Genomic DNA, 16,270 nt, shown 5'->3' with positions numbered 1-16,270 from the left:
TTAACCAAATCTATGAAGACAAAATCCCTTTCAAGGATAACAAAAATTTTTGTATCCTTTTTGATGGTGTTTCTATGGACAACATTTTCTTTAAATGCTCAATGTCCTACTGTAACCGACCCAACCCCGCCTCCCGTTTGTGATGCATCGGGATATACCTTTGCTAATATGAGTGCTGACTATGCAACTGATAATGGTAACGGTATTGTATGGTATAATGCCGCAACCGGAGGAAGCCCTTTTAATAATAGTCAATTGGTTCAAGAAGGAACCTATTATGCTGATGATAACACCGGAACTTGTGGAGTTAGAGCATCTTTGACTATAGACTTTCAAGTTAATGCAAGTGGTCAAAACCTAGATCAGATTTATTGTAGCAATGAAAATGCAACCGTACAAACTTACATAGATGATGTGTTACAATCAAGTATTCCAGTTGGAGGCTCTGTTGAAGTTTATTATGATTTAAATTTAACTAATCAAGCGAATACTACGGACCCTATTTCAAGTGGAGCCACAAATTATTTCATTGTATTTGTAGATAATGGAGGCTGTAAAAGTCAATTAGAAATTGGTCAAGTAGGGGTTTTTAATGCCCCAACTGACCCAACTCCAGCAAATCCTCAAGAGTTCTGTTCGGATACCAATCCAACAGTTGGAGATTTAAACCCAGGTACAACCGCGACTAATTATAGTTGGTATGATAATTTAGATGGTTTTGGAAACCCAGTTTTACCTGCGTTAGCACTGTCAACGCCTTTGGTTGATGGTAACACTTACTATATTCAAATTAATGATGTGTTTTGTGTAAGCAACCCTGTAGATGTGTTAGTTATTATTGATACACCCGTTGACCCAGGAACTCCAGGTAACTTAGAATATTGTAATGACAATTTACCAGCTTCCGATTTTAATTTATTTGATGAATTAGGAGGTACTCCAGATACAACAGGTAGTTGGTCAGGACCTTTAACAACATCAAATGGGCACTTAGGAACGGTTAATATATCTACATTAACAACAGCTGGGACTTACACTTTTGTGTACACTGTACCTAGTACTGGTGTTTGTCCAGATGGCACTTCAAACGTAACTATTACTGTTCATGAGACCTTATCTTCTGGAACACCATCAGCAGCAAATCCAGCTTCATTTTGTGAAGCTAGTTTACCAGCTGCCTTTGATTTGTTTTCTCTCTTAGAAAATGAAGACCCAAATGGTCAATGGACACAAGGAACAACAAGTTCTGATCCAGTAGTTACTTCTCCAATAGACTTAACTGCTTTTACACCTGGCACATATGATTTTACGTATACACAAAATTTATCACCTAACCCATGTCCTGAAGAGTCAACAACGGTACAAGTTATTGTATTACAAGACCCTAATGCTGGAGTTGCCATAAATCAAATATTTTGTGAAAATGATTTGGCTGCAAATTCACCGTTCGATTTATTTAATGCGCTAGATGGATCTCAAGATAATAATAGTGGAACATGGACAGATTCTAGTAATACTACAATATCAAATATATTAGATTTAACAACACTTAATGTAGCAGGTAGTCCTTATACATTTATTTACACTATTGATAATGGAACGTGTTCAGTCACTGAATCAATAACAATTACAGTAGAACCCGCCCCAGAATCTGGAACCCCGGTAGCTACTTTTCCTGAATTTTGTGAAGGTACTGCACCGGCAAGTTATGATTTATTCGATTTGTTGACAGGTGAAGACCAAACCGGAACTTGGTACATTGGAAATGACAATACAGGAACTTCATCAGCTAATCCTGTTGACTTGTCAATATTAACTTCAGGAACATATAACTTCACCTTTGATGTAGAGGATATAGGAAGTTGTGATGACGTTTTAGTAACTGTAAGCGTTACGATAAATCCATTACCAATTACGGGAACACCTACAGCTGCTATATTCTGTGAGAATGATTTAGCAGCAAATTCACCATTAGATTTATTCGGACAATTAACTGGAGAAGATGTAGGTGGTACTTGGACTGATGATAACACAACAGGAGCTTTATCCGGAAGTAATGTTGATTTAACATTGCTAACCATTGGCTCATATAATTTCACATATACAATTACAGATGTTAACGGATGTACCAATAGCAGTACAGTTACTGTAACTGTTGAAGATGCACCAGAATCAGGAACACCAAATACTCCGGTTGAATTCTGTTTAGCTGATATAACAGTAGGTCAAACTTATGATTTGTTTGATTTATTAACAGGTGAAGATCAGACAGGAACTTGGAATGATGATGACAGCACAGGAGCTTTAGCTGGTAACACAGTAACGCTAGATGGATTAGCACAAGGAACTTATAATTTCACTTTTGATGTGGATGCTATAGGAAGTTGTGATGATGCTAATGTAACAGTTAGTATTGTTATAAATGACACACCTGCACCTTCAGCTTCATCACCACAAGAATTTTGTGATACAGCAATAGTTGCAGATTTAGTTGCAACGGGAACCACGATTCAATGGTATGATGTTTCAATAGGAGGAACACCTTTAGCAGGAACAACGGCTTTAATAGATGCACAAACATATTATGCTACACAAACAGATGCAACAACAGGTTGCGAATCGTCTGTAAGAACCCCAGTGTTAGCAACTATATATCAATCTCCGAATGCCGGAAATCCAAATGCTACGCCTATTGTTGCATGTAATAACGATAGTAATATTGATTTATTTACAGGTTTAGATGGTACTCAAGATGCTGGAGGAACATGGCAAGATACAGACGGAACTGGTGCTTTATCAGGAAATATTTTTGATGGAACAGCAGTATCTACAGGTACATACCAGTTCACTTATTATGTAACTGCATCGGCACCGTGTGTGGATGATAGTACTATTATAACGGTAACTATAGAAGCACCACTAAATGCTGGATCAGATAATACATTAGATGTTTGTAGTAATAATGGAACAACCGATTTATTTACACTTCTTGGAGGTGCCGATATAGGAGGAACTTGGTCACCTGCCTTAACTAGTGGAACAGGAGTTTTTGATCCGTTAGTAGATGTAGATGGAACTTATACTTATACATTAACAAATGCTTGTGGAACAGAAACTAGCGATGTGGTTGTAACGGTAACCTTGGCACCAAATGCGGGAACGGATGCTACAGTTGCATTGTGTATGATTGATGCACCTACCGATTTATTTTTATCACTAGGAGCAGGAGCTCAAAGTGGAGGAACTTGGTCGCCTGCATTAAATAGTGGAACAGGAGTTTTTGATCCTGCTATAGATGTACCAGGAGTTTATACGTATACAGTAACAGCTGTATCACCATGCTCTCCAGATTCAACCGCTGATATTACGGTTACAGTTGATGATACACCAACACCAACCGTTGCTAATAATAACCCTGAATTTTGTCTAGTTGACAATCCAATAGTTTCAGATTTGGATAGCACTATTAGCTCATCAGGTAGTATTAATTGGTACGAAGATGCTGCGTTAACTATGCCATTAACTGGTACAGAAGCATTAGTAGATGGTGAGGATTATTATGCTACACAAACCAATAGTTCAGGTTGCGAATCTTCAACGGCTGTTCAAATAGATGTAATCATCAACGATACAGCTACTCCAACATTATTAGATCCAACAGCAGAATATTGTATTAATGATGGACCAACCATTTTAGATTTAAGTGCAAATATTGCAGAGTATAACTCTAGTACAAATAATGTTGTTTGGTATGATGCCGCCACCGGAGGTTCAGTTATTTCAAATAGTTCAACCTTAACAAATATCACGTACTATGCAGTTTTAATTGATGCAACTACTGGTTGCGAAAGCAGTGTACGTTTAGCAGTAACACCAGATGTAACGGCCTGTGGTAAATTGCAAATTCCTGATGGATTTTCCCCGAATGGAGATGGTGTAAACGACACATTTGATGTTGATAATCTAGCCATATTATATCCAAATTTTGAAATGGAAATTTATAACCGTAACGGTAATATAGTTTATAAAGGAAATGCCAATACACCAAGGTTTGATGGAACATCCAACCAATCTAGGGTTGTCTCAAAAGGAGATTTACCTGTTGGTGTGTATTTCTACATTTTCAAATTTAACGATGGCGAAAATAAACCAGAACAAGGACGCTTATACTTAAGCAGATAATTTATAGATAAAGCAAAATTTAGAAACGATGAAACATTTAAATATATATCATAAAATAGCTGCTTTGTTAAGTTTGACGCTCTTGTCATTACAAAGTTATGCACAACAAGATCCTCAGTTTACACAATACATGTATAATATGAGTGTGATTAATCCAGCTTATGCTACTGCAGAAGAAGGAATATTAAACTTAGGTGGACTTTATAGAACACAATGGGTAGGTTTGGAAGGCGCTCCAAAAACAGGAACCTTTTTTGCTCATACACCGCTAAACGATAAAATCGAAATGGGAATATCTTTTACCAATGATAACATTGGAGATGTTGTAAGTGAAAATAATATATACGCAGATTTTGCATATGTATTGCCAGTTGGCATCGAAAGCAAAATATCATTCGGATTAAAAGCAGGATTCACCATTTTTGACACTAATTTTGATGGTTTTATGTTGCAATCTGGAGGTACAAATACAGATATTGCTTTTAATGAAAACATCAATAAAACATTTCCAAATTTAGGTATTGGAGCTTTCTTTTTCACTGACCAATATTATTTAGGTTTGTCGGCACCAAATATGTTGTCTACAAAACATCTAGAGGAAGAAAGTGGTGTGAAATCTACAGGTGTACAAAACGTTCACTATTTCTTTACAGGAGGTTACGTGTTTGATATTAATCAAAACGTAAAACTAAAACCTGCTTTTATGGGTAGAGCTGTAAAAGGTGCGCCATTGGCATTTGATATTACGGCGAACGTTTTAATTAATGAAAAACTTGAAGCTGGCTTGGGTTACCGTTTAGGAGATGCCATGAGTGCTTTAATTAATTTTAGAGTCACTCCAGAGCTTAGAATAGGTTATGCCTACGATTATACAACTACTAACTTAGGAGATTTTAACTCAGGTTCTCATGAAATATTTATTCTGTTCGATGTCGATTTATTCGGGTTCAGAGGAGGTTATGATCGTTCACCTAGATTCTTCTAAAAATTAATAATTGGAAAACATGAAAAAACATTTATACATACTTGCAAGCCTTTTATTAGTTAGTGGAATAGCATTAGCTCAAAAAGGAAACACAAAAAGAGCTCATAAGCTTTTCGAAATGAGAGCTTATTCAGAAGCTGCCGAAACTTACGAAACCAAAGAACGTACTCAAGAAGTACTTCAAAATTTGGCAGATAGTTATTATTACAATACAAATCTTCAAAAGGCCATCAAAACCTACAGAGAATTGTTTGTAGCATATGGCGATTCTATCGATATTGAATATCATTTTAGATTTGCTCAAGCATTAAAAGGTGTTGAAGATTATAAAGAAGCCGATATACATTTAAGCAGATATTATAATAAACCCATTAATACACCTGCTTTTATTGATGATAATTTGAAAACCACACCTCACAATTTCAAGTTAGAACAAATAGTGAATGAAGGATCAAACAGTGATTTTGGTTTATCATTTTATGGTGATAATAAAGTGGCTTTTGCTTCGGCGAGAAATACCGAAAACCCATCGTATTCATGGAATGAGTTACCATATTTAGATTTATACAGCGGGACTTTAACAGATGATAACACCTTAGAAAATATTCAACCATTTTCTGATGCTATTAATACAAGTTCGCACGAAAGTAATGCCGTTTTTACGAAGGATGGTAAAACCATGTATTTTAACAGAACTAATACAACACGTAAAAAAACTGACGAAGAGCGTATTGCTCACATCAAAATTTATAAGGCAGAATTAGTTGATGGCGTTTGGTCTAATGTTACTCCATTACCTTTCACATCAAACAGTTATAGTACAGAACATCCAGCGTTAAGTAAAGATGAAAAAACCCTTTATTTTGCTAGTGATATGCCAGGAACTTTAGGGAGTTTTGATATTTATAAGGTTGCCATTAATGACGATGGAACTTATGGAGAACCAGAAAATTTAGGTGATGTAATTAATACAAAACACAGAGAGCAATTCCCATTTATCAGCGAATTTAATGTGCTCTATTTCTCATCAATTGGTCATCAAGGTTATGGCGGATTGGATGTATTTAGAAGTAATATGGTAAATGGCGGGTTTGATAAACCTGTAAATTTAGGAAGCTCAATTAATAGTAATTTAGATGATTTCGCTTATGTTGTTCGAGAGAAAGACAATAAAGGATATGTGTCTTCAAACCGTACCGGCTACGATAGGATATTTGGTTTTGGAAGAGAAGAAAACCCTCTAACAAAATATCAGGTAGAAGGTATTGTTCAAGATAAAAACAGCAAAGAATTACTTATTGGTTCTTTAGTAACATTATTTGACGAGTCGGATACAGTAATTCAGGACACTATTGTAGGCGATGATGCTTATTATATTTTCAAAATTGAGCCTAATAAAAAATACAAAGTTAGAGGAACCCGTAAAGCATACATTCCACAGGATGTTGAATTTTCAACAGATAGTAAAGGGAAGGTTCAACATAACATTTATTTAAGTTTAGAGTCTTTTGCAGATGCTGAAGAACGCGTTAAAGAAAATGAAAAAGGTGATGTGCAAGTACAATTAGAAAAGATTTATTTTGATTTTGATAGGTCTAACATTCGAGAAGATGCTGCGACAACCTTAAATGTTTTAGTAGATTTAATGAAAAAATACCCTTCTATGGAAGTTGAAGTTTCAGCGCATACAGATGCTCGCGGACCAGATCAATATAACTTAGATTTATCAAAACGTCGTGCTGCTTCAACTTTAGAGTATTTAGTAAGTCAAGGTATTGAAAGAAGCAGACTGAAAAGTATTGGTTATGGAGAAATGCAACCACTTAATGATTGTGTTAAAGAAGGTATTTGTGATGATGAACAGTACGATATTAACAGACGTTGCGAATTCACAATTTTAAATTAACCAAAAACCTATATAACCAACCTTAATCAACCAAAATTATTTGAGAAAGCCTTTCTATTTCGGAAAGGCTTTTTGTTTATATTTGTGATGCATGAACGAAAACTTAGATCCAACAAACGAAAATTTTTCTCCAGAAGAGATAGATGTAGAAAGAAAATTGCGACCTTTATCTTTCGATGATTTTACGGGTCAAGACCAGGTATTGGAAAATCTTCAAATTTTCGTTCAAGCAGCCAATTTACGTACTGAAGCATTAGATCACACACTATTTCATGGACCTCCAGGATTAGGTAAAACTACCTTAGCGCATATTTTAGCAAATGAATTAAGTGTAGGTATTAAAGTAACGTCGGGTCCAGTGTTAGATAAACCTGGAGATTTGGCAGGTTTACTTACTAATCTAGAAGAACGCGATGTGTTGTTTATTGATGAAATTCATCGATTAAGTCCAATCGTAGAAGAGTATTTATACTCGGCAATGGAAGACTACAAAATCGATATTATGATTGAAACTGGGCCCAATGCGAGAACCGTTCAAATCAATTTAAATCCATTTACATTAGTTGGAGCTACAACGCGTTCAGGATTGCTAACCGCACCAATGCGAGCTCGTTTTGGGATTCAAAGCAGGCTTCAATATTACAAAACAGATTTACTAACTACGATTATACAACGTAGTGCCAATATTTTAGATGTGCCGATAACTATGGAAGCAGCTATTGAAATAGCTGGAAGAAGTAGAGGAACACCTCGAATTGCTAATGCTTTGTTACGGCGCGTTCGGGATTTTGCTCAAATAAAAGGTAATGGCTCTATAGATATTAAAATTGCTAAATACGCTCTAGAAGCTTTAAATGTAGATGCCCACGGCCTAGACGAAATGGATAATAAAATCCTATCTACTATTATTGATAAATTTAAGGGTGGACCTGTAGGTATTTCAACCATTGCAACTGCAGTAAGCGAAAGCACGGAAACCATAGAAGAAGTATACGAGCCCTTTTTAATCCAACAAGGCTTTATTATGCGTACACCGCGTGGGCGTGAAGTTACTGAACTTGCTTATAAACATTTGGGAAAAATTAAAGGGTCTGTTCAAGGGGGCTTGTTTTAATCTAAGCATTCCAAGAAGCATTTTTTTCGTACCTTTAAAATCCTCTCCTCAAAGAATTTCATAGCCTAACCAATTTAAAATATTAGGATTATGCCGATTTACATGGATTACCATCACTTTCCTGGTGTTACAGTTGAAGATGTAAAAAAAGCTCATATGGCTGATAAGCGAACCCAAGATAAATTTGGAGTAAAGTATCATCAATTTTGGGTAAATCAAAAAGCTGGAACTATTTTTTGTTTAATCGAAGGACCTAACCCAGAAGCTTGTGAAAATGTGCATAGAGAAGCTCATGGAGATGTAGCCTGCAACATTGTTGAGGTAGAAGCAGGATTAGTTGATATGTTTATGGGAAAAGCCCATAATGTAGATCATGGCATAGTTTATTATAAAGATGGGAATATTGATACTGGATTTCGGTTTATTCTCATTATAGATATTTTAGCAAAAACAAGCTTGGACTTTGCAGATGAAATAAGTCGGTTTAAAGTTCCTACGTTTGCCCGAAACACAGTGTTTAATTCCATAAAAAAATATAAAGGCACTCAAGTTAAAAATATAAGTGATGATAGTATTATTGGAGTGTTTAATGAAGCTGAAGCTGCTTATGAATGCGTTTTAGGTATTCAAAAATTGCTTTCAAAAAAACAGAATATTGAATTTAGAATAGGTTTAGCCGAAGGTCAACCTGTAACTGATAGTGATGGTTTTTTTGAAGATGCTATAGATTTCACCAAGCAATTGGCATTAATGGCGAATAGTGGTGAATTAGTATTGTCTAAAAACTTTTCGAAATTAATTCCAGAAAGAAGTTATGAAAGTATGTCAACTGTAAAAGTTGTAAATGAGTCCCAACAAAAATTTATGGAAAGTTTTTTTGATTATACAGAAAAAAATCTGTCAGATGAAACGCTTAACATAGCAAATATTAGCCAAAATATGGGCGTAAGTCGCCCACAACTCTACAGAAAAATTACTGCTTTAACAGGTAGGTCTCCAGTTTTGTTTATTCGCGATATTAAAATGAATAAGGCCATGAATTTAATAAAGGAAAATAAACTTTCAATCTCTGAAGTTGCATACCAATTAGGATACTCAAACCCTTCTTATTTTACCAAAAAATTTAAAAGTAAATATGGAGTTTCTCCTTCAAAAATATTAGCAGTTTAAAGGGTTTTCTAATGCTGGCATATAACACATACAAAGTACATCAATCTAACCAAAAGGTCTTTCAGCATTTTAAGGTAAACAACCAGTTGTTTGTGTTTTATAATTGTCCTCAAAAAGAAAAAGTGATGCAATTGTACAATGCATACAACCAATTTTTGTTTTCAATAGGTGGCAAGCGTATCTTTAGCATGGGAAATCAGCGTTGGGAACTTACAAAAGATACTGCGTTTTTGCTAAAACGAACAGCTTACCACCAAGAGATGCATGAAGAAGTTGAAGGTTGGAAAGTATTGGCGTTTTATGTGAAAGATGCTTATTTCAAGAAGATATTAGAAGAGTTTAGGCCACTTTTACCATGGGATAATTTACCGCCACATACCGATGATATGTTGCTTTATATTGACCTTAACGACCAGATAAAAAATTGTTTTTTGAGTATGCTGCCTTATTTTGATGATAACCGCCGTTACCCCCAAGATATTATTGAAATGAAGTTTAAGGAGCTATTGTATAATATTTTTATCCACCCAGACAATAAACATATTCTTGCTTATGTAAATGCAATTTCAGAAGGGTACCAAACACCAATATGGGAGGTTATGGAAACCAATTATATGTTTAATCTTAAGCTGGACGCATTTGCTCAAATAACCAACAGGAGTTTATCTGCCTTTAAAAGGGATTTTAGAAAACACTACAACACCTCTCCAGGAAAGTGGTTGATTAAAAAAAGACTGGAACGTGCAAAAATATATTTGGGAACCACGAACCACTCCATACAATCCATAGCATTTGATTCTGGTTTTAACAATGCCTCACATTTTAGTAGGGTCTTTCAAAATCAGTTTAATATATCTCCTTCAACTTACAGAAATAGTTTGGGCTAAAAAGTAAAAACTTTGGACTTTTAAGAACAGCCGTTTACAATGTTGTCTTATAATTTAGTGCTATAAATAAATTATAGTGCATGTTAGCAATGAACGATTTCTTGTATTCTTTGAATAAAACGAGTTGATGTTTCTTGCTAATACTAAATAATTTTGAGTAAATCTAAAATCAAAAATTATGAAATCACAATTTACAACAGTATTTACAATTTTTTTTACAATGGTGTTCTTAAACGTTCAACTTATAATGGCCCAATCAGAAAGTATTATAAATATTGAATATCCAAAAGCACAAGAAGAAGTTATGGAGACCATGGGAGGCATTGTTCAAAGTATTAAAGATGGTGATGTTGAAAAACTAATTGCCTTTCATGCATATGGACCCAAATTTACCGAATTTAAAATGGGAGAAAAATGTGTTGGCAGTAAAGAAAACGAAGCCCATGAGCGTAATGTATTTGGTAACGTTAAAGAAATTTTAAAGTTCGATGCCAATGATTTAAAAATTGCCGTGTACTACGGTAATGTGGCAAACGTAACCTTTCATTCCGATTTTCATTTAAAATTTGAAGAAGATTTAGTAGTGGTAAACGACCAAATATCGTTGCTGTTTGTAAAAGACAATAATGGTGATTGGAAAATTGTACATGAGCATCATTCCCCATTAAAAAAAGAAATTGCCAAAATTTAATTTACAGTTAAAAAAATTAACTAAAACCATACAATTATGAGCTATCAAGATTTATCAGGAGAAGTTATTACCCCAAAAGACACTAATTACGAGAACGCAAGAGCTATTTACAACGCCATGATTGATAAAAAACCAGCAGTTATTGTAAAATGCAAAAACGATCAAGATGTTGTTAATGCAGTAAATTATGCTCGAGACCATAATATTGAGGTTTCCATAAGAAGTGGTGGACACAACGGAGCTGGACTAGCTTTGGTTGACGATGGTTTGGTAATAGACCTTTCAGGAATGAAAGGGATAACTATCAATGCGGCAACCAAAACGGCCACAATTCAATCTGGAAATACTTTAAATGATGTTGATGCGGCAACCCATGAATACGGGCTAGCACTACCGAGTGGTATTATTGGTACAACAGGAATTGGAGGTATTACACTTGGAGGCGGTATAGGTTATTTAAGCAGAAAGGGCGGTTTGACAATTGATAATTTATTGGAATGTAAAGTGGTTCTAGCCTCAGGAGAGCTTGTAACAGCAAATAAGGATGAGAATGCTGACCTATTTTGGGCACTACGAGGAGGTGGCGGAAATTTTGGTGTAGTTATATCATTTAAATTTAAGCTTATAGAAATTAAAAATGTATATGCAGGCCCCATGTTTTGGCCCATTGAAAGAGCCAAAGAAGCTATGATGTTCTATGATAATTTAACAAAAAACGCTTCAAATGACTTATACGGTTTTTTTGCTTTTTTAATAGTGCCTCCTGCTGAACCTTTTCCAGAACATTTATGGAATAAAAATGTTTGTGGTGTAGTTTGGAACTATACTGGACCTATTGAGAAGGCTGATGAAGTTTTCAAACCCATTAGAGAGTTTGGGCCACCCATTCTTGATTTTGTTGGCGAAATTCCAATGCCAGCACTAAATGGTATGTTTGATGCTTTATATCCTCCTGGGATGCAATGGTATTGGAGAGCACATTATATTAAAGAGTTAACGCCTAAAAGTATTGAAGTCAATATTCAGCATGGATCAAAAATACCGACTATGCATACTACAACACATTTGTATCCCGTTGATGGAGCTTGCCACGATGTATCTAATTCTGAAACAGCTTGGGCAAACCGCGATGCACGTTGGGCTCAGGTAATTGTGGGTGTTGATCCAGACCCAGAAAACGCAGAGAAAGTAACAAATTGGTGCAAAAATTATTTTGATGATTTAACACCTTATGCCATGGGTGGTGCTTATGTAAACTTTATGATGAATGAAGGTCAAGAGCGCATCAAGGCGGCTTATAAAGGTAATTACGAAAGGTTGGTTGAGGTGAAAACTAAGTATGATCCTACTAATTTCTTTCATGTCAATCAGAATATTAAACCAAATTAACTTGCGCTAAATTTCTTTGTTTTATTTTAGTGCTGTGGATAAAAAACAGCAATACGCAAAACTTATAAAATCCGAAGCCAAACGCCTCGGATTTTTGTCATGTGGTATTAGTAAAGCAGGTTTTCTTGAAGAAGAAGCACCTCGTTTAGAAAAATGGCTTAACGATAACATGCATGGAGACATGCGTTATATGGAAAACCATTTTGATAAACGACTAGATCCAACAAAACTGGTTGATGAATCAAAATCGGTAATTTCTTTATTATTGAATTACTATCCTTCTGAAACACAAAATTCTGAAAGCTATAAGTTGTCTAAATATGCCTATGGAACAGACTATCATTTTGTTATAAAGGATAAATTGAAATTGCTTTTACATTTTATGCAGGATGAAATTGGGGATGTTCATGGTCGTGCTTTTGTTGATTCTGCGCCAGTTCTAGATAAAGCTTGGGCAGCAAAATCTGGTTTAGGATGGATTGGAAAACATAGTAATTTGTTAACACAACAAGTAGGTTCCTTTTATTTTATTGCAGAGTTAATTATCGATTTAGAGTTGGAATATGATACACCAGTAACAGACCATTGTGGCACCTGTACAGCCTGCATTGATGCATGCCCAACAGAAGCCATCACAGAACCTTATGTTGTAGATGGAAGTAAATGCATTTCATACTTTACAATAGAGTTGAAAGAAAACATCCCAACCGAATTTAAAGGTAAAATGGACGATTGGATGTTCGGTTGTGATGTATGTCAAGATGTTTGTCCATGGAATCGGTTTTCAAAATCCCATAACGAACCACTATTTAATCCGCATCCCGAATTACTTTCTATGACGAAAAAGGATTGGGAAGAAATAACAGAAGAAACCTTTCAAAAAGTATTTAAAAATTCAGCAGTAAAACGTACCAAGTTTTCAGGGTTAAAAAGAAACATCATTTTTTTAAAAGATTAGGAGTTTCCTTGATAGGATTGTTATATTTGGAGTTCTAAAATGTTAGTCCATTATGAGCGAAGAAAGCAAACGAAGAGAGGCCCTTATATACCACGCAAAACCAACTCCAGGTAAAATAAAAGTTGTTCCTACAAAAAAATATGCAAGTCAAAGAGATTTGTCTTTAGCTTATTCTCCAGGTGTTGCGGCACCTTGTTTAGAAATTGAAAAAGATAAAGATAAAGCCTATAAATATACAGCCAAAGGCAATTTAGTTGCGGTTATTTCTAACGGAACTGCGGTTTTAGGACTAGGAAATATTGGTCCAGAAGCTTCAAAACCAGTGATGGAAGGGAAGGGACTTTTATTTAAAATATTTGCTGACATTGACGTATTTGATATTGAAGTAGGCACCGAAAATATTGAAGAATTTATTCAAACAGTAAAAAATATTGCACCAACCTTTGGAGGTATTAACCTTGAAGATATTAAAGCTCCTGAAGCTTTTGAAATTGAAAGACGTCTGAAAGAAGAACTGGATATTCCGGTGATGCATGATGATCAGCACGGGACTGCAATTATTTCGGCTGCGGCCTTATTGAATGCGGTAGAACTTGCAAAAAAGAAGATTGAAAAAGTAAAAATAGTTATTAGTGGTGCGGGAGCTGCTGCCATTTCATGTTCACGTTTATATCAAGCCTGTGGCGCTAAACGCGAAAACATGGTGATGCTGGATAGTAAAGGTGTAATAAGAGATGATAGAGAAAATTTATCAACTGAGAAAGCCGAATTTGCAACCCACAGAAAAATTGATACGCTTGATGAGGCTATGAAAGATGCCGATGTTTTTATCGGTCTTTCTATGGCTAATATCGTATCGCCCGACATGTTATTATCTATGGCAGAAAATCCAATAGTTTTTGCTATGGCTAACCCAGACCCAGAAATTAAATACGATATAGCTATAGCTACTAGAAAGGATATTATCATGGCTACTGGTAGAAGCGACCATCCTAATCAAGTGAATAATGTATTAGGATTCCCATTTATTTTTAGGGGTGCATTGGATGTAAGGGCTACAAAGATTAATGAAGAAATGAAAATGGCGGCGGTAAAAGCTTTGGCAAAATTAGCTAAAGAGCCTGTGCCAGAGCAAGTTAACATTGCTTACGGCGAAACCCGCTTAACGTTTGGTAAAGAATATATTATACCAAAACCTTTTGATCCAAGATTAATAGCAGAAGTGCCACCCGCTGTAGCTAAAGCAGCTATTGAAAGTGGCGTTGCTAAAAGAAAAATTACCGATTGGGAACGTTATAAAGATTCACTTTTAGAACGCTTAGGATCTGATAATAAATTAGTGAGGCTCCTTCTTAATAGGGCTAAGCTTAATCCTAAACGTGTTGTTTATGCAGAAGCAGATCAACTAGATGTAATCAAAGCAGCTCAAATTGTTTATGAAGATGGAATCGCTATCCCTATTCTTTTAGGGAGAAAGGAAACCATTGAAGAACTAATGAAAGAAATTGAGTTTGATGCAGATATCGAAATTATAGATCCTAAAACTGAAGAAGAAAATGAGCGTAAAAATAAGTATGCTAAAGTTTATTGGGAACAACGGAAACGTAGAGGTGTAACGTATTATTCAGCACAACGATTAATGCGAGAACGAAATTATTTTGCTGCTATGATGGTTAACGAAGGTGATGCTGATGCTGTAGTTTCTGGGTATTCACGTAATTATCCATCGGTAGTAAAACCTATGTTGGAACTCATTGGAATGGCTAAAGGGATATCTAGGGTTGCAACAACCAATTTAATGATGACCAAAAGAGGGCCTATTTTTTTAAGTGATACGTCTATAAATATCGATCCTGATGCCAAGGCTTTAGCTAAAATAGCTCAAATGACATCAAAGGTGATAAAAATGTTTGGTTTAAACCCAGTAATGGCTATGGTGTCATATTCCAATTTTGGGTCATCATCGAATGAAAATGCTACCAAAGTGCGTGAAGCTGTGTCACTTTTACATCGCCAAAACCCAGATATGGATGTGGATGGAGAACTTCAAACCGATTTTGCCTTAAATGATGAGATGCTTCGGGAAAGGTTCCCATTTTCGAAATTAGTTGGTAAAAAAGTAAATGCGTTGATATTTCCAAATTTAGATGCTGCGAATATTACATATAAATTATTGAAAGAATTAAACGAAGCCGAATCTATCGGTCCAATAATGATGGGTATGCGAAAACCCGTGCATATTTTACAATTAGGTGCAAGCGTTGATGAAATTGTAAACATGACGGCTATTGCAGTTGTTGATGCTCAGCAAAAAGGTAAATGGGAATTAGAACATGCAGAAAAGTAAGTAGATAGAATGCGAATAATTTTATTACATTTGGTTGGTTAACAGACAACATTCATGATAACACACATTCAAGGAAAGCTTACCGAGAAAAACCCAACGCATGTTGTTATTGAATGTAACGGTGTAGGTTATATGCTTCACATCTCATTACATACCTATTCTCAAATTCCAGATAACGAAAATTTAAAGCTCTTTACGCATCTTCAAGTTAAAGAAGATTCGCATACCTTATTTGGGTTTTCCTCACTTGCCGAAAGAGAAATATTCAGGTTATTAATTTCAGTAAGTGGTATTGGAGCTAGTATTGCACGCACCATGTTATCGTCATTAAGCCCAAAACAAGTCCGAGAAGGAATTGCAACGGGTGATGTTGCCTTAATACAATCCATTAAAGGTATTGGAGCCAAAACGGCGCAGCGAGTTATCATCGATTTAAAAGATAAAATATTAAAGATTTATGATATTGATGAAGTTTCGGTTTCTCAAGGCAATACCAATAAAAATGAAGCGTTATCTGCTTTAGAGGTGCTTGGTTTTGTTAAAAAGCAAGCCGAAAGAGTTGTAGATAAAATTTTAGTTGCCCAACCAGAAGCTAATGTTGAAACCATTATAAAACAAGCGCTCAAAAATTTATAGTACAT

At 35.4% G+C, this 16,270-nt stretch carries 11 protein-coding genes; all 11 read left to right on the top strand.

Annotation, left to right across the window (positions count from 1 at the left end; translation table 11 throughout):
- Nucleotides 1–12: 12 nt before the first annotated feature.
- The 11 genes from L3X39_RS01360 (at nucleotide 13) to ruvA (ending at nucleotide 16,265) form a co-directional block, all read left to right on the top strand.
- Entirely contained in the window at nucleotides 13–4,182 is a 4,170-nt protein-coding gene (locus L3X39_RS01360) for an Ig-like domain-containing protein (RefSeq protein ID WP_237229611.1), read from the top strand.
- A 28-nt stretch (nucleotides 4,183–4,210) separates the two neighbouring features.
- Entirely contained in the window at nucleotides 4,211–5,167 is a 957-nt protein-coding gene (locus L3X39_RS01355; RefSeq protein ID WP_237229609.1) for a PorP/SprF family type IX secretion system membrane protein, read from the top strand.
- A 19-nt stretch (nucleotides 5,168–5,186) separates the two neighbouring features.
- Entirely contained in the window at nucleotides 5,187–7,073 is a 1,887-nt protein-coding gene (locus L3X39_RS01350; protein WP_237229608.1) for an OmpA family protein, read from the top strand.
- Nucleotides 7,074–7,164: 91 nt separating this feature from the next.
- Nucleotides 7,165–8,187, top strand: a complete 1,023-nt coding sequence (gene ruvB, locus L3X39_RS01345) for a Holliday junction branch migration DNA helicase RuvB (RefSeq protein WP_237229606.1) — start codon at nucleotides 7,165–7,167, stop codon at nucleotides 8,185–8,187.
- A 90-nt stretch (nucleotides 8,188–8,277) separates the two neighbouring features.
- Nucleotides 8,278–9,357 carry a nickel-binding protein gene (locus L3X39_RS01340; RefSeq protein ID WP_237229599.1) on the top strand — a complete coding sequence of 360 codons (1,080 nt, stop codon included), beginning with the start codon at nucleotides 8,278–8,280 and terminating at the stop codon, nucleotides 9,355–9,357.
- Nucleotides 9,358–9,368: 11 nt separating this feature from the next.
- A complete protein-coding gene (locus L3X39_RS01335; RefSeq protein WP_237229598.1) occupies nucleotides 9,369–10,244 on the top strand; it encodes a helix-turn-helix transcriptional regulator in 876 nt (291 codons plus the stop codon).
- A 178-nt stretch (nucleotides 10,245–10,422) separates the two neighbouring features.
- Nucleotides 10,423–10,935, top strand: a complete 513-nt coding sequence (locus tag L3X39_RS01330; protein ID WP_237229596.1) for a YybH family protein — start codon at nucleotides 10,423–10,425, stop codon at nucleotides 10,933–10,935.
- Between the two features lie 36 nt (nucleotides 10,936–10,971).
- A complete protein-coding gene (locus L3X39_RS01325; protein WP_237229593.1) occupies nucleotides 10,972–12,324 on the top strand; it encodes an FAD-binding oxidoreductase in 1,353 nt (450 codons plus the stop codon).
- Between the two features lie 34 nt (nucleotides 12,325–12,358).
- On the top strand, nucleotides 12,359–13,282 hold the full coding sequence (gene queG, locus L3X39_RS01320) for a tRNA epoxyqueuosine(34) reductase QueG (protein WP_237229591.1): 924 nt from the start codon (nucleotides 12,359–12,361) through the stop codon (nucleotides 13,280–13,282).
- A 52-nt stretch (nucleotides 13,283–13,334) separates the two neighbouring features.
- Entirely contained in the window at nucleotides 13,335–15,629 is a 2,295-nt protein-coding gene (locus tag L3X39_RS01315) for an NADP-dependent malic enzyme (protein WP_237229589.1), read from the top strand.
- Nucleotides 15,630–15,683: 54 nt separating this feature from the next.
- On the top strand, nucleotides 15,684–16,265 hold the full coding sequence (gene ruvA / locus L3X39_RS01310; protein WP_237229588.1) for a Holliday junction branch migration protein RuvA: 582 nt from the start codon (nucleotides 15,684–15,686) through the stop codon (nucleotides 16,263–16,265).
- Nucleotides 16,266–16,270 lie beyond the last annotated feature (5 nt).

This window comes from Flaviramulus multivorans, assembly GCF_021728415.1.
Lineage (GTDB): Bacteria > Bacteroidota > Bacteroidia > Flavobacteriales > Flavobacteriaceae > Sabulilitoribacter > Sabulilitoribacter multivorans.
The sequence above is the reverse complement of the archived record's forward strand: the minus strand, read 5'-3'. Positions and strand labels throughout refer to the sequence as shown.